The 22,807-nt window shown below is 45.0% G+C and carries 19 protein-coding genes; 10 read left to right on the forward strand and 9 right to left on the reverse strand.

Going from position 1 to position 22,807, the window contains the following annotated elements; genetic code table 11:
- Positions 1-150: 150 nt before the first annotated feature.
- Positions 151-834, reverse strand: a complete 684-nt coding sequence (locus AB8613_RS15380) for a DUF3334 family protein (RefSeq protein WP_019821868.1) — start codon at positions 832-834, stop codon at positions 151-153.
- Between the two features lie 222 nt (positions 835-1,056).
- Between AB8613_RS15380 and AB8613_RS15385 the strand changes: the two genes are divergently transcribed.
- The 3 genes from AB8613_RS15385 to AB8613_RS15395 all read left to right on the forward strand — a co-directional run bounded on the left by AB8613_RS15385 (position 1,057) and on the right by AB8613_RS15395 (position 6,422).
- Positions 1,057-4,092, forward strand: coding sequence for an FAD-binding and (Fe-S)-binding domain-containing protein (locus AB8613_RS15385; protein WP_372384075.1), 3,036 nt, complete (start codon positions 1,057-1,059; stop codon positions 4,090-4,092).
- A gap of 67 nt (positions 4,093-4,159) precedes the next feature.
- Positions 4,160-4,621 (forward strand): isoprenylcysteine carboxylmethyltransferase family protein, encoded by a 462-nt coding sequence (locus AB8613_RS15390; RefSeq protein WP_372384076.1) that lies wholly within the window; start codon positions 4,160-4,162, stop codon positions 4,619-4,621.
- A gap of 145 nt (positions 4,622-4,766) precedes the next feature.
- Entirely contained in the window at positions 4,767-6,422 is a 1,656-nt protein-coding gene (locus AB8613_RS15395) for a trypsin-like serine protease (RefSeq protein ID WP_372384077.1), read from the forward strand.
- A 133-nt stretch (positions 6,423-6,555) separates the two neighbouring features.
- Here the strand turns inward: AB8613_RS15395 and AB8613_RS15400 are convergent, their stop codons facing one another.
- From AB8613_RS15400 to hutC, 6 genes are all read right to left on the reverse strand, one after another.
- Positions 6,556-7,281 carry a DUF3581 domain-containing protein gene (locus tag AB8613_RS15400; protein ID WP_010438254.1) on the reverse strand — a complete coding sequence of 242 codons (726 nt, stop codon included), beginning with the start codon at positions 7,279-7,281 and terminating at the stop codon, positions 6,556-6,558.
- Positions 7,282-7,507: 226 nt separating this feature from the next.
- A complete protein-coding gene (hutH, locus tag AB8613_RS15405) occupies positions 7,508-9,040 on the reverse strand; it encodes a histidine ammonia-lyase (RefSeq protein WP_048663594.1) in 1,533 nt (510 codons plus the stop codon).
- 14 nt (positions 9,041-9,054) lie between these two features.
- Positions 9,055-10,749 carry a urocanate hydratase gene (gene hutU / locus AB8613_RS15410; protein WP_372384078.1) on the reverse strand — a complete coding sequence of 565 codons (1,695 nt, stop codon included), beginning with the start codon at positions 10,747-10,749 and terminating at the stop codon, positions 9,055-9,057.
- A gap of 72 nt (positions 10,750-10,821) precedes the next feature.
- Entirely contained in the window at positions 10,822-11,871 is a 1,050-nt protein-coding gene (gene hutG / locus AB8613_RS15415) for a formimidoylglutamase (RefSeq protein ID WP_372384079.1), read from the reverse strand.
- Positions 11,858-13,108, reverse strand: coding sequence for an imidazolonepropionase (gene hutI / locus AB8613_RS15420; RefSeq protein ID WP_372384080.1), 1,251 nt, complete (start codon positions 13,106-13,108; stop codon positions 11,858-11,860). The genes hutG and hutI overlap by 14 nt, the downstream gene beginning before the upstream one ends.
- A gap of 113 nt (positions 13,109-13,221) precedes the next feature.
- Positions 13,222-13,935: a histidine utilization repressor gene (hutC, locus tag AB8613_RS15425; RefSeq protein ID WP_102393422.1), complete on the reverse strand. Its 714-nt coding sequence runs from the start codon at positions 13,933-13,935 to the stop codon at positions 13,222-13,224.
- 181 nt (positions 13,936-14,116) lie between these two features.
- Between hutC and AB8613_RS15430 the strand changes: the two genes are divergently transcribed.
- The 7 genes from AB8613_RS15430 to AB8613_RS15460 all read left to right on the forward strand — a co-directional run bounded on the left by AB8613_RS15430 (position 14,117) and on the right by AB8613_RS15460 (position 19,437).
- Positions 14,117-14,860 carry a sporulation protein gene (locus AB8613_RS15430; RefSeq protein WP_371713913.1) on the forward strand — a complete coding sequence of 248 codons (744 nt, stop codon included), beginning with the start codon at positions 14,117-14,119 and terminating at the stop codon, positions 14,858-14,860.
- A gap of 377 nt (positions 14,861-15,237) precedes the next feature.
- Entirely contained in the window at positions 15,238-17,166 is a 1,929-nt protein-coding gene (thrS, locus tag AB8613_RS15435; RefSeq protein WP_016768282.1) for a threonine--tRNA ligase, read from the forward strand.
- Between the two features lie 65 nt (positions 17,167-17,231).
- A complete protein-coding gene (gene infC / locus AB8613_RS15440; protein WP_372384827.1) occupies positions 17,232-17,720 on the forward strand; it encodes a translation initiation factor IF-3 in 489 nt (162 codons plus the stop codon).
- A 104-nt stretch (positions 17,721-17,824) separates the two neighbouring features.
- Positions 17,825-18,019, forward strand: a complete 195-nt coding sequence (gene rpmI, locus AB8613_RS15445; RefSeq protein WP_004738430.1) for a 50S ribosomal protein L35 — start codon at positions 17,825-17,827, stop codon at positions 18,017-18,019.
- Between the two features lie 42 nt (positions 18,020-18,061).
- Positions 18,062-18,415: a 50S ribosomal protein L20 gene (gene rplT / locus AB8613_RS15450; RefSeq protein ID WP_004733517.1), complete on the forward strand. Its 354-nt coding sequence runs from the start codon at positions 18,062-18,064 to the stop codon at positions 18,413-18,415.
- 208 nt (positions 18,416-18,623) lie between these two features.
- Positions 18,624-18,938, forward strand: a complete 315-nt coding sequence (yqfB, locus tag AB8613_RS15455; protein ID WP_017055195.1) for a N(4)-acetylcytidine aminohydrolase — start codon at positions 18,624-18,626, stop codon at positions 18,936-18,938.
- Between the two features lie 49 nt (positions 18,939-18,987).
- Positions 18,988-19,437, forward strand: a complete 450-nt coding sequence (locus tag AB8613_RS15460; RefSeq protein WP_372384081.1) for a hypothetical protein — start codon at positions 18,988-18,990, stop codon at positions 19,435-19,437.
- 132 nt (positions 19,438-19,569) lie between these two features.
- Here AB8613_RS15460 and AB8613_RS15465 read toward each other — a convergent pair whose 3' ends face one another.
- Together AB8613_RS15465 and AB8613_RS15470 are read right to left on the reverse strand one after the other, a co-directional pair.
- Positions 19,570-20,808 carry a leucine-rich repeat-containing protein kinase family protein gene (locus AB8613_RS15465; protein WP_372384082.1) on the reverse strand — a complete coding sequence of 413 codons (1,239 nt, stop codon included), beginning with the start codon at positions 20,806-20,808 and terminating at the stop codon, positions 19,570-19,572.
- Between the two features lie 115 nt (positions 20,809-20,923).
- Positions 20,924-22,498 (reverse strand): ABC-F family ATP-binding cassette domain-containing protein, encoded by a 1,575-nt coding sequence (locus tag AB8613_RS15470; RefSeq protein ID WP_372384083.1) that lies wholly within the window; start codon positions 22,496-22,498, stop codon positions 20,924-20,926.
- Between the last annotated feature and the right edge of the window lie 309 nt (positions 22,499-22,807).

Below are 22,807 nucleotides of genomic sequence, written 5' to 3' on the forward strand. Positions count from 1 at the left end.
GTAACAGAAAGGCAAAACTCGTTTGATGACTCAGTGAGACGGGGAATATCGGACAGCAGAAGCTAGCTTGGTTACACAAACAAAAACGCCATCAAGAGCATTGATGGCGTTAGTGACTTGATTTTTTAGAGTGACTAGAGCATTAGCACGCTAGATACCCAGTTCATCGAGTAGATCTGCTGCAGAATCGTTGCCTGAGCTTTGTGCTGGCTTGTTTGATTCTTGCATTTTTTTCTGAGTTGCTTCAAGAATGCTATCCGGGCATTCGTCTTCTGCGATTTCAAATTCTTCCAACTGGATGAACTCTGTCTTATCCATTGCAAGCTCAAGATAGAAGATGTTGTTATTTGCAGTAGAGAAGGTCACACGGCGAGCTTGTGGGCGATCTAGGTTGGTATCAACAGACAAGTTCACTTGCTTGTTCAGCGCAAGCATCTTCGGTTGGTTTTGTGTGATGTTAGTTTGTAGCTCTTTACGGATCTTATTGGTGAAGTCACCAACCAATTGGTTCATCAATTCACCTAATACATCACCTACTTCGTCTGAAGTATGAAGTACAGCGAGTTCGTTTTCAGGCATGCCCATATTGCGCATGTAATTGGTGTAGATCTCTAGCGCTGCTTTCGACGTAAAATTGATAACAACAAGACCAGAAAAACCGCCGTCAAACAGAACGAAGCAACCAAAGTCTGGCTTTAAGCTTGTCTTGTTGATCTTTTGAACCATGGCTGAATAGGACACCTGAGAAGCCGTCGCTGAAGTAAGTACGCTTGAGACTGATTGGCATAGTTTAAGAAGGATATCTTCAGTTGTGACTGTTTTGTTTTTTTTCATTGTGATGTGCTCGTGGAGATGTCTTAAACAAAATGTTATTCAGTATATTGCTACTGAATTAAGACGAAAGTGACTATTTCTCCATTCTTGCACTGAGATTCTGATTTGATCACCTTTTTATATGATCTTAATAGTAGTAAAGTGACGAAATTCAAAGAAAATTATTAAAAATCTCAGATAACCCAATGCTGATAGGATCAGCGAAGTAGGGGCAGGAAGCAAATGTTACCAAGACTTCAACTCAATGCTGATGTCGATCCAGTTGTCGTACGCTTTTTAGATGAACTAAAAACAGCGGGCTTTACTGGCGACATTGAATCTCAATATTCTAGCCGTTTGGCTGTGGCGACTGATAACAGTGTCTATCAGCAATTGCCGCAGGCGGTCATCCTTCCTAAAACAACGCAAGACGTTGTGCTTATCGGTAAAGTGGTTTCTAAATCCGCTTACGAACGTGTGACTTTCTCCCCTCGCGGTGGTGGTACGGGAACCAACGGACAATCTTTAACAAAAGGTATCGTGGTTGACCTATCAAGATACATGAATAAGGTTCTTGAGATTAACGAGAAAGAAGGCTGGGTAAGAGTTCAGTCTGGTGTCGTTAAAGATCAATTGAATGATGCAGTTCGCCCTTATGGTTACTTTTTCTCTCCAGACCTTTCTACCAGTAACCGAGCAACTTTAGGCGGCATGATCAATACCGATGCTTCGGGTCAAGGGTCATTGAAGTACGGTAAAACGTCAGACCATGTATTGTCGCTGCAAGCGGTGTTCGCAGATGGTTCATGTCTAGAATCTGATTTATCACATGGCTTACCCGTTGAGGGTGAATTCGCTCACCATGCACTTGCGGTGACTGAGGCGGTTTGTAGAGACAAGCGCGCTCAAATCTTAGATAAATTCCCTCCGCTGAACCGCTTCTTAACAGGCTATGACCTAAAGAACGCGATAAGTGAACAAGACGATAGCTTTGACCTGACTCGCGTTCTATGTGGCGCTGAAGGCTCGTTAGCATTCATTACAGAAGCAAAGTTAAACTTAACCAAGATTCCAAAAGCGCGCACACTGGTCAACGTCAAATACAACACGTTTGATTCTGCGCTGCGTAATGCGCCGTTCATGGTAGAAGCTAAAGCGCTGTCTGTTGAAACGGTGGATTCAAGAGTATTGAACTTAGCGAAGCAAGATATTGTTTGGCACACCGTGAGCGACCTGCTGACCGATGTACCGAACAAAGAGATGCTTGGCATCAATATGGTTGAGTTTGCAGGTCAAGATGAAGCGGAAGTTGAACAGCAAGTTCAAGCGCTGACTGCGCGCCTTGAAACCATGGTTGAAAGCGAAGAAGCGGGCGTGATTGGCTTCCAAGTGTGTAGCGACTTGGCGAGCATTGGCCGAATCTACAACATGCGTAAGAAAGCGGTGGGTTTATTAGGTGCGGCGAAAGGCCGAGCTAAGCCAGTCGCTTTTGCGGAAGATACTTGTGTCCCACCTGAAAACTTGGCTGACTTCATCGCTGAGTTTAGAGTCCTGCTTGATTCAAAAGAGTTGAACTACGGCATGTTTGGTCACGTTGATGCTGGCGTTTTGCACGTTCGTCCAGCATTAGATTTGTGTGACCCGATGCAAGAAGCCTTGATGCATGAGGTCTCTGATGAAGTGGTTAAGCTGGTGGCGAAATACGGTGGCTTAATGTGGGGTGAACACGGTAAAGGCTTCCGTTCTGAGTATGGACCAGACTTCTTTGGTGAAGAGCTATTTACCGAATTAAGACGTGTTAAAGCGGCATTCGACCCGCACAACAAAATGAACCCTGGCAAGATCTGTACGCCCTTAGAAAGTGACGCTGAATTGGTGAAGGTCACTGATACTAAGCGTGGTTTCTACGATCGTCAGATCGACGTACAAGTTCGTGACAGCTTCAAGCAAGCGATGGAATGTAACGGTAACGGCTTGTGTTTCAACTACGATACGAGCTCGCCAATGTGTCCTTCAATGAAAGTTACGGCTGACCGACGTCATTCACCGAAAGGCCGCGCAGGCTTGGTTCGAGAATGGTTGCGCCAACTGACTGAACAAGGTGTAGATATTCTCGACCTTGAACAAGAAGCGTTGAAAGACAACACACCCGTTAAAACCATGGTTGAGCGTGTTCGCAACACGATGAACAAACGCCATGAGTACGATTTCTCGCATGAAGTCCATGAAGCGATGAACGGTTGTCTTGCATGTAAAGCATGTGCGAGCCAGTGTCCGATCAAAGTTGATGTGCCGAGTTTCCGTTCACGATTCTTAAATATCTATTACTCTCGCTACCAACGTCCTGCGAAAGATTACTTGGTGGCTAATATCGAGACCATGCTGCCATTGATGGCGAAAGCGCCGAAAGTGGTGAACGCAGCATTGGGTCAAAAGTGGATCCAAACCGCAACGGCTAAAACGATTGGTTATGTTGATGCACCACTGATGTCGGTGCCGACGCTAAAAAATCGTCTGTCAAATAAAGAGCTGCAACTCTTCGACTTACAGTATTTAGAAGGCTTGTCTTCTGAACAGAAGAAACAGCATGTGTTGATCGTTCAAGACCCGTTTACCAGCTTCTATGATGCAGAGGTGATTGAAGACTTCGTCACTCTGGCTCAAAAGCTTGGCAAAACACCAGTACTACTGCCGTTCAAACCGAATGGTAAAGCGCTGCACATCAAGGGTTTCTTAAATCGTTTTGCACGTGAGGCTAAATCGACTTCTGATTTCTTGTCGATGGTAGCTGACATCGGCATTCCTTTAGTGGGTGTCGATCCGGCGTTAGTACTTTGTTATCGCGATGAATATGTCGAGATCTTAGGTGACAAACGTGGCGACTTTGATGTGCTCACGGTGCATGAATGGTTAATGCCATCGTTGGGTGAATTCGAAGCGCGCTCATCAAGTGAAGAGATGTGGTACTTGTTCGCTCACTGTACTGAGAAGACCAAGATGCCAAACGCTGAAAAAGAGTGGGGCGCAATCTTTAAACACTTTGGTGCTGCGTTAACCAGTGTTCCTGTCGGCTGTTGTGGTATGGCGGGTACTTTTGGTCACGAAGTCGATAAGCTACAAATGTCGAAAGACATATACGGTCTAAGTTGGAAGCCAAGGATGCAAGACTTACCGAAAGAGCGTTGCTTAGTGACAGGATATTCATGCCGAAGCCAAGTGAAGCGTTTTGAGGGTGAGAAGCTTGCCCACCCATTACAGGCGCTAGCCAAAATTCTTTAATACATTTAGCCCAGCAATTGCTGGGCTTTTTTCTAAACTAACAATGGAATTGTTAATAAGGAAAGCTATGAGATTTCTTGAATTAAAAGTCCCCCCGGTTGCTCTTTTTATATTGGTCTTAGTCGCCTCTTACTTCAGCGCTCAACAGTTGAATACAGGGGCAGTAGGATTGCCGTTTAAGTTCATCATTCTTGGTGTCGGAATAGTTTTGAGCGGTGTTATTGGATTGGCTGGTGTTTGGGAATTTCGAAAACAGAAAACTACTGTTAATCCTATTAAGGTCGGGACAGCTTCTACCGTCGTCGATAGCGGGATTTTTGGCTACACGCGAAACCCAATGTATCTAGGGCTATTCATCTTACTGTTCAGCTTTGGTTACTTCTTCCAGAATATCTTCAGTGTACTACTCAGCTTTGGCTTCGTAATCTACATGAATTACTTCCAAATCAAACCAGAAGAGCGAGCACTAGAGCAATTGTTCGGTGCGGAATATGTTGATTACAAACAAAAGGTTAGACGTTGGGTGTGATTTTTTCTGTGGGGTAATGAGTTAACCAATCACTAATATCCGTTACGTTTTCAAGGTAAGCCATATTTTGGTGTGCTTACCTTTTATATTTATTTTTTATCAAATAACCTGCCCGTCATTATTAAAACAAATGAAAGGTTAGGTAATGAAAGTTATCCAGACAAAATGGCTGCCACTAAGTATTTATGCGGTTGGCCTCTCTTCAATGCCGGTGTTGGCAGATATCTCCCCTCAAATTATCAACGGTAACGAAGCGACAAAAGGTAGTTGGCCATTCATGGTCGCTCTCGTTTCAAAAAATATGGACGCCTACGAAGGGCAGTTCTGCGGCGCAAGTTTCATTGGTGAGCGATATGTACTCACAGCAGCACACTGTATCGAAGCAAGCAGTAACCAAGATTTTGAGGTTGTCATTGGTGTCTCTGATCTTTCTTCGCCCGACGTAGAGCAGCACCGCTATTCTGTTGAGCAAATTTATACCCATGAAAATTATACTCAAGAGCCTGCGAGCAATGACATTGCCATTATTGAGCTTAGTGACAGGCCCACGAAGTCTGCGGTCAACCTTGTCGATGGTCATGTCCGTGATAATTTGAATGCAGGTCAGATGCTAACGGTCATAGGGTGGGGTGACCAGAATTCATCAGAAGAGCAATACTCATCGACGAGTAAGTTGCATCAAGTGAATGTTCCCTTGGTTAGTCAGCGTGAATGTAACCTTGGTCAAGGAGATGGATATTCAGATATTGGCTCTGATGCTTTTTGTGCTGGTTACAAAGAAGGTGGTCGTGACTCATGTAATGGAGATAGCGGTGGCCCAATCATGTTATACACCAATGGTAACTACGAACAGCTAGGTCTTGTGAGTTGGGGGGAAGGTTGTGCACAGCCAAATGCATTCGGCGTATACACCAACATAAGCCACTTTGCTGACTGGATTGATAAGAAGACGGCAGGTTTTAGTTACCAAACTAAAGTGATGTTAGGCGCTCAACCTTTGGGCCTACTTGAACACAAGTTTGAATTTACGAACAAATCAGATCAAGAGATTAATGTAACCAACGTATCTTTAGCTGTCGGTACAAACGATCCCATAACTTACAATGGCAGTGCAATCATAAAGAGCAATAGTTGTATGACGCTATCGCCGAATGAGAGTTGTGAAGTGGCTGTAAGCTACAACATAGACTCAGTGGGTAACCATGGTTTTGGTGTCAAGCTTTCGACCGACTCACTAGTCGATGTGGTGACGTCAAAGGCATATGCTATTGGCGCGAATGAGGTTTCTGACACGGTGAACGTGCTCGTCACTCTACCTAAAAATGGTGTATACAGCACCGAAGCTTGGGATGTTGAAGGGAATACGATAGCTTCACCGGATATCGGCAATGGCCAATCCACCGCATTCATTGTTGAAGGTATCCCAACTGGTACTGTGTCTTTGGATCTAACCGTATTTTCTGAAGAAGAACATGACTATATGGAGATCTATATTAACGGCTTTGAAGTCGGCGCGTTTGCGGGGCAACTATCTGGGACTGTTGAATTGCCAATGGCGAGAGCTAAAGACAATAGTTTTATGATTGCGTACAGCAAAGATGAGGTGGGGGCTGCAGGGCATGACAGAGTGACCATTAAGAACTTTGCTTATACCGATGAGATTAAAGAGTTAAGCTTAACGGAAGACCCAATCATCAAAAAGACAGGTGGTTCACTAGGTTGGTATTGGCTGGTGATGCTTTTAGGCGGCGCGATGAGACGTAAGTCATTTTCGTTATTTAAGAGGAAAGGTAGTCATTAAAGACCTGTGACTGTCATTTAAACCATGGTCTATTGTTAAGAATGAAAAAGCCCAGCTTGAGGATATCAAGCTGGGCTTTATTGATCTTACTCTAGAGCTTATTTACATCGAGATGTGTAAATAAGGATGCTGATTAAGCGGCAGCTGCGAACTGAGCTAGAAACATCTCTTTACGCTCGTTGAAGCGGTTTACTAGGTCGTCGACAGAAGCTTGGTCGTATGGCTTAAGACCACTTGCTACCATGCGCTTCACGCCTTTACCGACTACTTCGCCGTCTTCTTTGAAGTCGAAGTTCAGAGTCACGATGCCACGCTTGCCTTCAACATCAAAAGTTGCGCCAGAGAATTCAACTTCTGGGTGAGACAGGTCTAGGCGAGTAAATTCAACTTCCATGCTCTCGTAAATCACAAGAGGACGTTGGCAGTTGATCATCATCTGTTGTTCTTCCATAAGAGGAACCATGATGTGTGGGAAGTTCATGCCAGAGAACTTAACGTAGTTTGTTACTACGTGCTCGATGAACGCTTGGTCGTGGCTCTTTTCACCTTCACAAGACATGTGTAGGTACTCTTTGCCTTTCTCGTCAACCAGTGAGCTTTCTTTCTCACATTTGTTGTCAACGCTTAGCGCAATACCGTTACCAACCATACCTGAAAAATCAAAACGCATTTTTTGGCTGATGCCTTCTTTCTGCAGAAGAACTGCAAACAAAAGGTCGCCAGGCACGCAGAAGCGCTTGTTGTCTTCATCGTGAATTGGGTTGAAGTCAGCGGCTACTTTTTTAGCAAAGTGGCTAGCCTGTTCACGAGTGAATTGAAATTGATTGTCTTCAGTAGAAAAGTAAGGTGTCAGAAACATAGTATCGCTATTAGTCATCAAATCTGGGGTGGATTATAGCTAACTAACTTCGCTCTAATGGTCTATCCAGTTAACTTTTCTTATATATCAACCGATTAGATAAATACGTTGGATGGTATGTGGGGATTTTAAGGAGGATATGGTGATTAGCTCAATGCAACAAGGGCTAATCAATAGCCCTTGTTTATATAACACTCTAATGAGCGTTGTTCAGATTGTTTCTGTCTTAAAAGCTACACAGAGTCCCCTCAGGCATTAGGTGGTTATGCACTGATAACTTGAGTAATAGGTTAGCTTGTTCAATATCCGGAGCAAAATATCGGTCTTTATCGTAGAAGCTGACTTTTTCACGCAGAATCTGTTTCGCTTCTTCGACACGAGGGGACGATAGATTTGGTGCTCGGAAATCGAGTCCTTGTGCTGCTGCTAAGTATTCTACTGCCAATATTCCACGGGTGTTTTCAGCCATGTATCTAAGCCTACGAGCGGCAAAGGTGGCCATTGATACGTGGTCTTCTTGGTTTGCAGAAGTAGGTAGGCTGTCTATTGACGCAGGATGCGCTAAGGTTTTGTTCTCACTCGCCAATGCTGCAGAGGTAACCTGAGCAATCATAAAGCCTGAGTTCACGCCGCCGTTATCGACCAAGAAAGGTGGTAGTTTGCTTAGTGCACTATCAATCAGCAATGCCATTCTTCGTTCAGACAGGCTACCTATCTCGGCAATGGCCAACGCAAGGTTATCGGCTGCCATTGCGACGGGTTCTGCGTGGAAGTTACCCCCTGAAATAATATCGCCATCATCAGCGAAAACCAGCGGGTTGTCCGATACCGAGTTCGCTTCAACATTTAAAATTTCAGCTGAGTTACGAATCTGCTGTAAGCAGGCACCCATCACTTGAGGCTGACAACGCAGTGAGTAAGGATCTTGAACCTTTTCACAACAAGTGTGTGATTCACCAATCTCACTCTTTTGATCGAGCATATGGCGGTAAGCAAGCGCTGCATCCATTTGGCCACGATGACCACGAACGCGGTGAATACGAGGGTCAAATGGGCGGCGACTACCGAGTGCTGCTTCAACAGACATCGCGCCACACACTGTTGCAGATGCAAACAAGTCTTCCGCTGCGAACAGACCTTCTAATGCGAATGCAGTCGATGCTTGTGTGCCATTTAACAGCGCTAAGCCTTCTTTCGGCGCTAACGTGATTGGCTCAAGGCCTGCGATCTGCATTGCTTCTAAACCTGTGATGATCTTGCCGTTGTGACGTGCTTGACCTTCACCTAGCAGAACGGTACTCATGTGGGCAAGGGGAGCAAGATCTCCAGATGCACCTACTGAGCCTTTCTGTGGTACACATGGGTAAACCTGTGCGTTTACAAGATCAATAAGGGCATTAATCACTTTGAGGCGGATACCCGAGTAACCGCGAGACAAGCTGTTAATCTTCAATACCATCATCAAACGCACGGTTTCATCAGACATAAATTTGCCAATGCCCGCTGCGTGAGAAAGTACGATACTTTTCTGTAGAACTTCGAGATCTTCAGGGGCGATTTTGGTATTTGCTAGTAAGCCAAAACCTGTGTTGATGCCGTATACAGTGCGATCTTCAGCAATCACTTGTTCGACAACGTGCATGCTCGCTTCAATATCAGGGATAGCTGCAGGATCCAGTGACAGGTTCACAGGGCTACGGCTGATTTTACGAAGTTCAGATAGGCCTAGAAGTCCTGGCTTAAGTAATAAATTCAACATGTTATCTCCAGGTATTAAAGGCGACGAAGTTCTTCGTTTAGCATAGGTAAATCAAGCTTCTGTTCTTTAGCACACTGCTTGGCAATATCGTAACCCGCATCTGCATGACGCATCACGCCGGTTGCTGGATCATTGTGAAGTACGCGAGCAATACGTTGCGAAGCATCTTCACTGCCGTCACAACAAATCACCATACCCGAGTGTTGTGAGAAGCCCATACCAACGCCGCCACCGTGGTGCAAAGAAACCCAAGTTGCGCCACCAGCTGTGTTCAGAAGGGCATTCAATAGAGGCCAATCAGACACTGCATCTGAGCCATCCATCATGCCTTCAGTTTCGCGGTTCGGGCTCGCTACTGAACCTGAATCTAGGTGGTCACGACCGATAACAACTGGTGCTTTTAGTTCGCCATTTTTAACCATTTCATTGAATGCTTGGCCTAAACGTTCACGATCTTTCAATCCAACCCAACAAATACGCGCTGGTAGGCCTTGGAACTGAATGCGTTCACGCGCCATATCTAGCCAGTTATGTAGATGCGGGTTGTCTGGAATCAGTTCTTTTACTTTTTGGTCTGTTTTGTAGATGTCTTCCGGGTCACCAGATAGGGCAGCCCAACGGAAAGGACCAATACCTTCGCAGAATAAAGGTCGAATATAAGCAGGAACGAAGCCTGGGAAATCAAATGCGTTTTCCACGCCTTCTTCTAGTGCCATTTGGCGAATGTTGTTGCCGTAATCTACGGTTGCTGCGCCGCGGTATTGTAGGTCGAGCATCGCTTGAACTTGAATCGCCATCGATTGTTTCGCGGCTTTCACCACTTTTGCTTCATCAATGGTGCGCTCTTGCGCTGCTTTCTCCATTGTCCAACCTTGCGGTAAGTAACCGTTCAGTGGATCGTGGGCAGATGTTTGGTCAGTTACTACGTCAGGCGTGATGTTACGTTCAACTAACTCTGGGAATACGTCTGCGGCGTTACCTAATAGACCAACAGAGATAGGTGTGTCTGACTCTTTAATCATTGCCATTGCTTCATCTAAACTGGTGGCTTTTTTGTCTACATAGCCAGTACGTAAGCGGTAGTCGATTCGTGATTCATCACATTCAACCGCGATCATTGAGAAGCCAGCCATAGTTGCAGCAAGAGGCTGAGCGCCGCCCATACCGCCAAGGCCGCCAGTTAGAACCCACTTGCCATTCGCTTCACCTAGGAAGTGCTTCTTCGCGATAGCGACAAAGGTTTCGTAAGTACCTTGAACGATGCCTTGTGAGCCAATGTAAATCCAGCTACCTGCGGTCATTTGGCCGTACATCATCAAGCCTTCTTTATCGAGTTCGTTGAAGTGTTCCCAGTTTGCCCAGTGTGGAACAAGGTTCGAGTTAGCGATCAGTACGCGAGGTGCGTTTTTATGAGTCGGGAATACGCCTACAGGTTTACCTGATTGAACAAGTAACGTTTGATCGTCTTCTAAACGCTCTAATACTTCAACAATCTTGTCATAACATTTCCAATCACGTGCCGCGCGACCGATACCGCCATACACAACCAGTGCATGTGGGTGTTCTGCCACATCAGGGTCTAGGTTGTTCATCAGCATACGCAGCGGTGCTTCTGTTAACCAAGATTTAGCGCGCAAAGTGGTGCCATGAGGTGCGCGAATTTCGCGAGTCGTGTCGAGACGAGGGTCACTGTTGTGGTGTTCCGTCATTTTGGAATTCCTTCTGTTTCACGTTATATCGTTGTAGTTGTAGTTGTAGTTGTAGTTATCGGTATAGCTGGATTAGTCGCCTGCCATTGCACTGGTAATATCCCAACACAAACGTGCCGCCAATCGAGCCGTTTGGCCATCGATGTCGTAGTCTGGGTTATATTCCGCAATGTCCGCGATAATGAGTTTTTCACTGTGTTTGAAAATCTGTTCTAGAAAAGGAGCGAGTGCTTCATAGTTCACGCCTCTTGCTGCTGGTGCACTTACACCCGGTGCAGTCGCCGCAGGGAAGACATCGAGATCAATAGTGAGATAGAGGTAATCACAGTCAGCGATGAATTTTTGCAACTTAACCAGTTGAGCGGCTTGGTTTACTTGGGTCATGTTGCGGTCGTGTTCATACCAAACGCCCAGTTGGTCGGCTTTGTTAAACAGCGCTTTGGTATTGCTAGCTGCACTCACACCAAGACAAGCGTAATGAAACGGCCATTGATACGTTTGGCAGTAGTCACTTATTTGGTTAAACGGTGTGCCTGAGCTTGGTTTGACGTCAGCGATGTCGCTTTCAAATTCACGAAGATCAAAGTGAGCATCAAAGTTAACGATGCCTATCTTAGGTTTGCGCTCTGGTTGAATTTTATCAAGGTGTTCAGCTTTTTTATGTAGATGCTCAGCGAGGCCTTGGAACGATGCCCAAGCCACTTCGTGACCGCCGCCAAGGGTAATCACTTTGTTAGTGGATAGAACATTGGCAATCACAGAAGCACACTGTTTTTGGCTAACTTCGAGCTGACCATCATTACACTCGATATCACCGAGATCCGCGATGTGTGCGTCACTGTGCCAAGCCATATTAGCTAACGCTTGACGAATCAGGTTGGGTGCTTGTTTCGCGCCCACGCGTCCTTTATTTCTTGCGACACCGGCATCGCTGGCAAAGCCCACCAAGGCGATAGCGCTGTCAGTCAGATCGTCACTTAAATCACTACTTTGCACTTGCTTGGTAATGTGATGAACGCGAGTGCCGAGTGCGCCATCTTCAAGATCATTACGCCCAGTCCACACAAAGTTATGTATGGTTTTTACGTTCTCTTGAATGCCGTTGGACTTAGATTGAGTCATGACACACCTCGCCATTAACAATGCGTTTATGCAGATGAGGTACACCTACTTGATAGCTTAGATCGGCAGGGTGGTCGATATTCCAGATAGCTAAATCAGCGGCATAACCCACTTCGACTTTGCCTTTGGTTTGTGAGTCGCCAATGGCAGCCGCAGCATTACACGTCACGCCACGCAGTGCTTCTTCAGGCGTTGTGCCAAACAGGGTGCAGCTCATGTTCATCATTAACGTTAGGTCAGCAAAAGGAGAAGTACCGGGGTTTAAGTCGGTCGCTATCGCCATTGGAATGTTGTGTTCGCGAAGTAGGGCAATAGGTGGCTGTTGAGTCTCTTTTAGGAAATAGAAAGCGCCGGGTAATAAGGTTGCAACTGTGCCTGATTCTGCCAGCGCTTTGACTCCGGTTTCATCAAGGTATTCAACATGGTCAACAGAGAGTGCACCGTATTTTGCTGCAAGCGCGCTGCCACCCATATTCGAAAGTTGTTCAGTGTGGCCTTTAATCGCGAGGCCATGCTGTTTAGCCGCTGCAAATACGCGTTCGGTTTGTTCTAGGTTGAAGCCGATAGATTCGCAAAACACGTCAACTGCATCAGCTAACCCTTGCTCTACAGCTTTAGGGATAATCTCTTGGCAGACCAGATCAATGTAACGATCGGGCTGCTCTTTATATTCTGGTGGTACAGCATGGGCAGCGAGGAGAGTAGTGGTGATCTTAATACGACGATGATTTTCTAACGCTTTAGCCGCGCGTAACATCTTGAGTTCATCTTCAAGTGTTAAACCATAGCCAGATTTTACTTCGATGCTGGTTACGCCACTTCTTAGCAGGCCATCGAGTCTCGGTAATGCCATTTCAACCAGTTCAGACTCTTGTGCTGCGCGTGTTGCCGTGACTGTTGCTAGAATCCCGCCGCCTTGTTTGGCGATGTCCGTGTAAGAGACACCATTCAAACGCTGTTCAAATTCGTTGGCGCGATTGCCTGCAAATATGAGGTGAGTGTGGCAATCAATCAGCCCTGGGGTGACGAGCTTGTTCTTGCAATCATAGGTGATGTAATCCGCAGAGCTATCAATGCTCGGTTGTTCTATTTCAGAAGCATGTACTTCGTGGTTTGAACAAGAGATAGACACGATTTTACCACTTTCGATAACGATATCTTGAGAGGAAGAGGGCTGATAGCCGTCGGCTCCCGAGCTCATGGAGACCACTCGTGCGTTTTTGAGGATCAAATTCATAATCACCTAGATCTTTGCTAAACATTAAATGTATATACAAATAAATAGGCTAAACGCTGAGCCGAATCAAGTTGATGTTGCAAAAATGTGATCGGCGATCAGGATGATGTTCTTTAATCTAGAAGTATCTTGGAGCTTAATTTGTACTTAGAGCCAGGATGGTAGAGTAATGCAAAGCTGATGAGACGTTCTTTACTCCATGTTCTTCTATTCAAAAGAAGGCAAGGCTCTGATTCAGAAAGCTTTAGTGACGTTCTAATTTGAGAGTCCGGAATAATAGCTTCAACCGTGTGTTCGATCGCACTCAACGGGCAGCTTTTTGAAAGGTATTCGTTGGGTGTAGAGGTTGAAAAATCTTGCTCTAGGTATTTTGGAGCGGCTTGAGAGTTCACCCAGCGCGCTTCCAGTTGTATCGGCGTGTTGTCGGCAAAGTGTATGATTTCACTATAGAACACCTCTGCGTTAATCATCACACCTAACCGTGTAGCCGTGCTTTCATCAGCCTTGATGCTATCGTGCTTGATAACTTCGCTAGTATACGTTTGGCCGCGGTCTTTGATCTCTTGTGCGATGTTGTTGATATCGAGCAGCGGAGATTGCGCTTTTTCGTCTGGTTCACAAACAAAAGTACCTAGTCTTGGTTTCCTGATGAGCTTGCCTTCAGACACAAGATCTCGAATGGCTTTGTTGACCGTCATTCTACTTACATTGAACTGCTCTGTGAGTTCGAGTTCGGTGGTGATTTGATAACCCACCGGCCAGTGACCATTGGTGATTTTGTCGTCTATGAACTGTTTTATCTGAAGGTAGAGCGGCGCTTTCGACATAATGAAACCTTATTTGACTATACAAATAGAGTAACGGATTTTTTCATGATTTCAACATTTCCTCGGGCAATGTGACCTTATTCAACATAGATGGGGCAAATTGCTTGATTCTGTGAGGCAAGTGTCGCAAATTGTCACGCAATAACTATTCGTAAATCAGATAATTAGAAAGGGAAATAATATGTTTAAGAAATTGAAGGCCTCGTTGGGCATTGGTGCAGCAAAGGTTGATACCGTCTTAGATAATATTGACGTTTTCCAAGGTGGCGAGTTGTCTGGTAACGTTCACATCATTGGTGGCGATGTTGAGCAACAAATCGATATGATTAACTTGGTTCTCAACACAGAAGTGAAAGTGGAAACAGAAGACAGCACCAGTTACGAAACTTTTTCACTGGGTCGTATTCAAGCCGTAGAGCCTTTCGTGATCCAACCGGGCGAAACCAAACTGGTTCCATTCCGTCTTAAACTTAATGATGAAACGCCAGTGACTGCGTTGAACGCAAAAATGAACCAGTGCCATGTTTGGGTAGAAACCAACCTAGATATTGGCTTCGCGATTGACCCTAAAGACCGTGACTTTATCTCCGTACACCCACTGCCAACAGTCGCTAAAATCATCCAAGGTGTGGAAGCATCGGGCATGGCAATGGTGAAGGCAGACGTAGAGAAGGGCTTCTTAAAAGGCAATAGCTTTGCTTCTCGCTCAGGCTGTTACCAAGAGATTGAGTTTCGCAGCGGCGGCTTTATGAATAACAAAGAGATTGAACTGTCATTCATAGTAGATGGTTCTATGGTTCATTGCTTAGCCGAAATTGACCGCTCACTGAGCTTCCGCGGTGACCAATATATTTCATTTAGCTTACCTGCTAATGCTGCTGATTCAGATATTCGCAATGCAGTTTCAAGAATCATGAGTGCGTAGTTGCCTCTCTGTTAGTAGTGTCTTTCTATTAATAGGTTCAATATGATTTCTAAAGCCGAACTTAAACGTTCGGCTTTTTTGTATTGTAGATAAAGCCAACGAATTAATGATTGAGCTATGGGTAAGGCGTTAGAAGGATCTATATAGAAGAGACATTTCAGTCATATAGTTTTTGTGGTGCTACGGGACTAACATTGTCATTTCATATTATTTCGTTACAATGTTCGGCTACTCACAAATGTGGCATCTGTATTTGCTTCTATGTGGGTATATTTATTATGCATATATCCCCAATCAACGTACTAGTTGATTGAAAGACATATATTAAACATTTTCATGTGTTGCTTGGTGTGCAACACCACTGTAAAGGACAAATAATGCCAATTATTACTCTTCCTGACGGTAGTCAGCGTCAATTTGACAACCCTGTATCAACTCTAGATGTTGCCCTATCAATCGGTCCTGGTCTTGCGAAAGCAACCATTGCTGGTCGTGTAGATGGCGAGCGTGTTGATGCTTGTGATCTTATCGAAAACGATGCAAGCCTAGAAATCATCACAGCTAAAGATGAAGTTGATGGCCTTGAGATCGTTCGTCACTCTTGTGCTCACCTTTTAGGCCACGCGGTTAAGCAGCTTTTTCCAGAAGCGAAAATGGCGATCGGTCCTACTATCGATAACGGCTTCTACTACGATATCGACCTTGAGCACTCTCTAACGCAAGAAGATCTAGAAAAGATTGAAAAGCGCATGAAAGAGCTAGCGAAGACCAAGTACCAGGTTGTTAAGAAGAAAGTTAGCTGGCAGGAAGCGCGCGACGCATTCGAAGCTCGCGGCGAGACTTACAAGATTGAAATCTTGGACGAGAACGTTTCTAAAGACGATCGTCCAGGCCTGTACCATCACGAAGAATACATCGATATGTGTCGTGGTCCACACGTGCCTAACATGAGCTTCTGCCAGCACTTCACTCTACTTAACGTAGCAGGTGCATACTGGCGTGGTAACAGTGACAACAAGATGCTTCAACGTATCTACGGCACTGCATTCCACGACAAGAAGGCGCTTAAAGCTCACCTTGTGCGCCTAGAAGAAGCGGCTAAACGTGACCACCGTAAAATCGGCAAAGCGCTTGACCTATTCCACATGCAGCAAGAAGCACCAGGCATGGTGTTCTGGCACCATAACGGTTGGACTATCTTCCGTGAGCTAGAAGTATTTATTCGTCAGAAGCTGACTGAGTACGATTACCAAGAAGTTAAAGGCCCATTAATGATGGACCGTGTTCTTTGGGAACGCTCTGGTCACTGGGATAAGTACGCTGAAGCAATGTTCACAACTTCTTCTGAGAACCGTGAATACGCTATCAAGCCAATGAACTGTCCTGGTCACGTTCAAATCTTCAACCAAGGTTTGAAATCTTACCGTGATCTACCGCTACGTATGGCTGAGTTCGGCTCATGTCACCGTAACGAGCCGTCTGGCGCACTTCACGGTATTATGCGTGTTCGTGGCTTCACTCAAGATGATGCTCACGTATTCTGTACTGAAGACCAAGTTCAACAAGAAGTTAAAGCTTGTATTGAAATGGTTTACGATACTTACACAACTTTCGGCTTCGAAAGCATCGTTGTTAAGCTATCTACTCGTCCAGAACAGCGTGTAGGTTCAGACGAAATGTGGGACCGTGCAGAGGCTGACCTTAAGCAAGCGCTAGAGGCAATGGACATTGCATACGAGATTCAAGAAGGCGAGGGTGCGTTCTACGGACCTAAGATTGAATTTACTTTGCATGATTGTTTGGACCGCGCTTGGCAATGTGGTACAGTGCAGCTCGATTTTGCATTACCAGAACGTTTAGGTGCGACTTACGTAGGTGAAGATAACGAGCGTCACACGCCAGTTATGATCCACCGCGCGATTTTAGGTTCACTAGAACGCTTCATCGGTATTCTTATTGAAGAATATGCTGGTTTCTTCCCAACGTGGTTGGCGCCAGAACAAGCAGTTGTAATGGGCATTACAGACAAACAGTCTGAATATGTACAAGAAATTACGAAAAAACTGCAAAAAAGTGGATTTAGAGTCAAAGCAGACTTGAGAAATGAGAAGATTGGCTTTAAAATCCGCGAACATACTTTGAAACGTGTACCGTTCATGCTTGTGTGTGGTGACCAAGAAATGGAAGCCGGCGAAATTGCAGTACGTACACGTAAAGGTAAGGACCTTGGCAAATTTAAAGTGGATGACTTTATTTCATACATCCAAGCCGAGGTTTCAAGCCGTAAGCTCAATCTGGAGGAATAGCTATTAAAGGCGGAAGACGTGGCCAACAACCGGCCAAACAAAACCAGCACCGTTTAAACGGTGACATTCGTGGCGTTCGTGAAGTGCGTCTAACTGGCGCAGACGGCGAAGCTGTTGGTGTAGTATCAATCGCTGAAGCGATGGAAGCTGCAAATGAAGCTGGTATGGATCTTGTAGAGATCAGCCCTAACGCCGAGCCGCCAGTTTGTCGTGTGATGGACTACGGTAAGTTCCTCTTCGAGAAGAGCAAAGCTGCGAAAGAGCAGAAGAAGAAGCAAAAGCAGGTTCAGATCAAGGAAATTAAATTCCGACCTGGAACTGATATTGGAGACTATCAGGTAAAACTACGCAACCTGACTGGTTTCCTAGAAGACGGCAACAAAGTGAAGGTAACAATTCGCTTCCGTGGCCGCGAAATGGCTCACCAAGAAATCGGTGTTGACGTTCTTAATCGTTTGAAAGCGGATACTGAAGAATTTGCAGTAGTCGAATCTTTCCCAACGAGAATTGAAGGTCGCCAGATGATCATGGTGTTGGCCCCTAAAAAGAAGTAATTAACGGCTTTGCAAGTAATTAAACCCTGCAGCCTCAGGTTGCGGGGTTTTATTCGCCCTAATTACTATGTTATTAACAACTCAACAATGCGGAGTTATTCATCATGCCTAAGATGAAAACCAACAAAGGTGCTGCTAAGCGTTTCCAGAAAACTGCTGGTGGTATTAAGTTTAAGCACGCTGGTAAACGTCACATCCTGACTAAGCGTACTACTAAGAACAAGCGTCAGCTACGTCCGAACTCGATCCTTCCTAAATGTGAAGTTGCTCAAGTTCTACGTATGATGCCATACGCTTAATTCTTTTTAGTTTATAAATTCGTTTAGTTTAGGAGAAGCACAATGCCTCGCGTAAAACGTGGTGTACAAGCTCGTGCACGTCATAAGAAAGTTCTAAAACAAGCTAAAGGTTACTACGGAGCACGTTCACGTGTTTACCGCGTAGCTTTCCAAGCAGTTACCAAAGCTGGTCAATACGCTTACCGTGACCGTCGCAACAAGAAACGTCAATTCCGTCAACTTTGGATTGCACGTATCAACGCGGCATCTCGTCAAAATGGTCTATCTTACAGCCGTTTCATCAATGGCCTTAAGAAAGCATCTATCGAGATCGACCGTAAGATTCTTGCTGACATCGCAGTATTCGACAAAGCAGCATTTGCTGTTCTAGTTGAAAAAGCGAAAGCATCTCTATAATTTAGAGTTAGCTTAAAGGTTTAAGAAAAGGAGAACTTCGGTTCTCCTTTTTTATTGCCTGTAATTTGGCCTCAAGAGATTCCCAACTCCTTCCTCCGTCAGTTTTGGGAATGACGAGACAAACTTCCGCATCTAATTTTTATTCGCTTGGACAGGCATTCTGGTATATAAACATCTACCTAACCCTTAATGCTAAGCGACTGAATAAATGACCGCACCAACTACTATGACGTTCTTTGGACGTTTTGAAGCTGACATCCTTTCTGGCAAAAAGACCATTACCATTCGCGATGAATCTGAACGCGATTACCAACCCGGTAGCGTTGTTGAAGTATCAACGTTAGAAGAAGGTCGCGTGTTCTGTAATCTTAAGATCATCAGCGTAGAACCAATCCTGTTCGATGAACTGGGTGAGTTTCATGCACAACAAGAGAACATGACGCTGCAAGTTCTGAAAGATGTGATTCAAGATATCTACCCAGGTATTTCTCAGCTTTACGTTGTCTCTTACGAGCTGGTTTAATCGCTAACAACGCACGTTTAGTACAGTTCTTGGATAGATAGGAGGGATTATGACTGAGTTCTCGAGCGACACTAAGCAGCAAATCTTGCTTCAACTTTATTGTCGTGAGCAAACTGACCAGCCGTTAATTCCTCGTACCGATCTCGACATCGATCTTTACGACAGCGAAGCGTTTTTAGTTTGGCGTGCAACCAAGCGCGACTTTGTTATCAGTGATATTGATAACCGTGTTTGGGTAAAAAGCTGCACGGGTGGTTACATTACTGAAGTGCATTTTAAAGCGGATGGCACTCTAACGGAGTACCGTTTGTTTGACCGCTTTAAAACGGTAGGGCAATGGCAGTTAAAAGACGGCTTATTGCACGTTGAGATTACTAAGGGCGATAACCGATATCAATTTGCGGTTGTTGCTAGGGCAGATCTTAATATCCATTCAGCGGTGGAACATAAGAACGGCGACCTGCATTCGTATCTGAAGCTGGTGCAAGCTGAGTGTTAACTCCTTTCGTCGAGCTTACTAAAGTGAGCAATATTCCCAGAAATAACAAAGCCAACAGTGATGTTGGCTTTGTTGTTTCTGGCGAAGCTAACTAAGCGTTAGCATTCTTTAAGTTCTGTTTATCTACGGCGTTTACGCTTCAAAGTTTGTTAGGCGAGAGTGCAGTTCACTTCCAACATCTTGTTTCGCGCAAACCGTTAGCAAGTCATCAATAAAGTACTTTAATGCGCGAGCTTCGATACGACGAATGCCTTGTTGCTGTTCTTCAGTTAGGTAGCCATAGATAGTTGCAGCGCCAAAGTCACCAAAGATCATTTGGCCTTGCTTATTGACTAGGGTGTTGTGCGCATACAAATCACCGTGGCACACCTTGTTGTCGTGTAGGTGATTAAATACATCAATCATTTGAGTAACGATGTTGTCGATTTGCGCGATTGGAAGTTCGAAATCTTCTGGGAAAGTATCACGGGTGCAAGTCTCGAGTGTCGGTGGCAAGCCTAGGTTGTAATAGCTGCTTGGGATAAGCTCCATTACCAACGCAAGGTAATCTTGCTCGTCCACTTGAGCGATAGACTTCACTAGGTTGCTATGGTGACCAGCTTGAAGACACGCTTCCAGTTCATCATGTGGGTAGCCGTCGCTTGTTACTTCGCCTTTGAATACTTTAACTGCCACTTCCTGAGGGAAGTCAAAATCACTGTTTGACCAATTAGCATGAGATATCACGCCTGATGCGCCTTGGCCAAGCACTTGGTTCAATGAGTAGCATTGCGAGCTCACCGCTGGCACGCTATCTAAGCTGCTCGGGTGTTTGCAAAATGGATTACCCGCAAAGGCTAACCAAGCCAGTTTCGGAAGCTTAATAAGGAACTCTGGGAATTCCGTCAGTTGGTTTGCAGACAACCGAACCAGTCCGAGGTTGGATAGCTTTTCCATACTCTCAGGTAAAGCGCGAAGCTGGTTGCCTGCGAGTGCCAGCTTTTGCAGTCTTGGTCTTTCACCCAGTGAGTTAGGCAGAACCTCGATTGCATTATCTGTCAGGATCAACCAGCGTAATTGAGGTGGCAGAGACTCTTCACTCACGGTTTTGATTTGGTTGGTCTTGAAACCGATCATTTCAAGTTGAGGAAGTGACCCAAGAACATCAGGAAGGTGCGTAAATAGGTTATTCGACGCGAAGATAATACGCAGGTGAGTCAGCTGTGATAACTCTTCAGGTAAGTCTGATAGTTGATTCCCCGAAAGATCCAGAATTTCTAGTGAATCGGCGAGATCCAATATTTCTAATGGAAACTCAGTGAGACCTTCTGATAGTTTTAAGCGCTTAATACCTTTAAGTTGCCCTGATTTTAATTGTTCTAGAGTATGCAAACCTTAGCCTTATGAATAGATGTTCGAGGCGCGTAGTGTACTTGTCTCAATCGAGAAAGGCGAGTATCCGCAACAATACCCTCCTATCTAAGCTCAGTGGTCGTTGGTATCAAGGTTAAAGCTGAATACGATTTTGGCTAACGCCGACCTCCTCAACAAAATCGACGTCATGACTGACTAAGATAAAAGCGCCTCGGTATTCACGCAAAGCTGACGCTAATATCTGCTTAGAGTCGATATCTAAATGATTGTCTGGCTCATCAAGCAGCAGTAGTGGAGAGTCTTGCTTATGGCTGACAATCAACATCGCCAGTTTCATTTTCTCTCCACCACTTAGGTGAGCGACTTTGCGGTACACAGAATCACGCCTAAAGCCGATGCCAGCTAACAATGTCCGAGCATCACTCTCTGTGAGCCCATCACTATGTGTCATGAGGCTATCGAACATGGTGTTATGGGTATCCAATAAACCAAAGTGTTGATCAAGGTACACCGTAGATCCTAAGCGTTTGATGGTGCCAGTGTAGTTCTTGTGCTCGTTGTGAATCGCTTTCAACAGTGTCGATTTACCACAGCCGTTTGCACCGCTTAGATAACAGCGTTCGCCTTGTGACAGAGAAAAGTGGATAGCAGTACCAGGCCCATACTCAAGTCGGCAATCTTTAACAGTTAACAGCGCGTTCTTTTTCTTGCTATTACTCTGTTGTAGATACAAGGCCTGCGGTTTCATCTGCTCTTTTTGTTCTTTAAGAGATTGAAGCTGATTTTGATTTTGCTCCTTTAAGTTACTGTGGCTAGTAGCTGACGCTGCTTGTGTTCGTCCGGCTTTGTCTTTCATTGCATCCATTAAGATCTTGGGCTGACTGCCTGATTTACGCAGTCGATTTCCTTGCGCCTCTCGCTGTTGTGCTTTTTCCTTATTAGCCTGAGCTTGGCGCTCCAGACGTTTCTTTTCAGATTGATGATGCGCAATCTGCTTGTCCAATGCTTCACTTTGGCTCGACATTTGTTTGAAGTAATCATCGTAGTTTCCTTTGTAGAAACGTAACCCCAAACTGTTGAGGTGGTAGATTCCTTCCATGTGTCTTAATAAGCTTCGATCGTGACTTACGATTAGTATTTTGCCTTCAAACAACTGGCACTGCTCTAGTAACCAATGACGTCCGTCGTTATCCAAATGGTTAGAAGGTTCATCGAGAATTAACATGTCGTGATTCGACGTAAACAAGCGATGAAGTTGCAAGAGGGCAAGTTGGCCCCCGCTTAATGTGTTGCATGGTGTGGTTAACTCACTGGTTATTTTCAATGTAGCTAAAAGCTGTTGAATGCTTCCTTGTAAATCCCAATCGTCACCAACGATATTGAAGTGCTCAAGTTCGCAGCTACCTCGTTCGATGGCTTGCAAGGCATTGAGCTTTTCAGTGATACCTAAGAAGTCAGCAATGCTGATTGCGCTATCCAAAAGCTCTGAAGGTAATTGCGAGTAAAAGCCGATCGAACCTTGTCTGGAAACACTGCCTGATGTCGGTTGTTTTTGCCCGGTGAGTAACGAAAGTAGCAGCGACTTTCCAGCCCCATTTCTTCCAACTAGTCCTGTAAGGCGCATGTTCAAATTAAAGGTGATGTCTTTGAATAACCACTCACCAGTATCAAGCTGAAATGAGAGATTATTGGCTAATATAGTAGGCATAAGAATACCTCCCTTTACGTGTAAACGAGTAAAAGGGGTGAGGCGCTTTTCTATCTAGACTCTAATGTAGGAATCTAACAATAGATCGCCAAAGACGTTACTTAGGTAGATGACCAATCAAAAATAGAAAACCTGTGATGAGATGATTTCTGTCTTTGAGGTACAGTTCTGTAAGATTCATGTTGTCAAAAGACGGTTCTTTAAGAACTTGATTTGTCGCGAAAATAGATGACGAAGTAACGCCCACTAACCCCGAGTGTCCAAATGATTTTTATAAAAATAAATCGGATGTCAGGATGTTAGTACTTC

Origin of the sequence: Vibrio sp. BS-M-Sm-2 (assembly GCF_041504345.1) — a bacterium.
Taxonomy (GTDB): domain Bacteria; phylum Pseudomonadota; class Gammaproteobacteria; order Enterobacterales; family Vibrionaceae; genus Vibrio; species Vibrio satsumensis.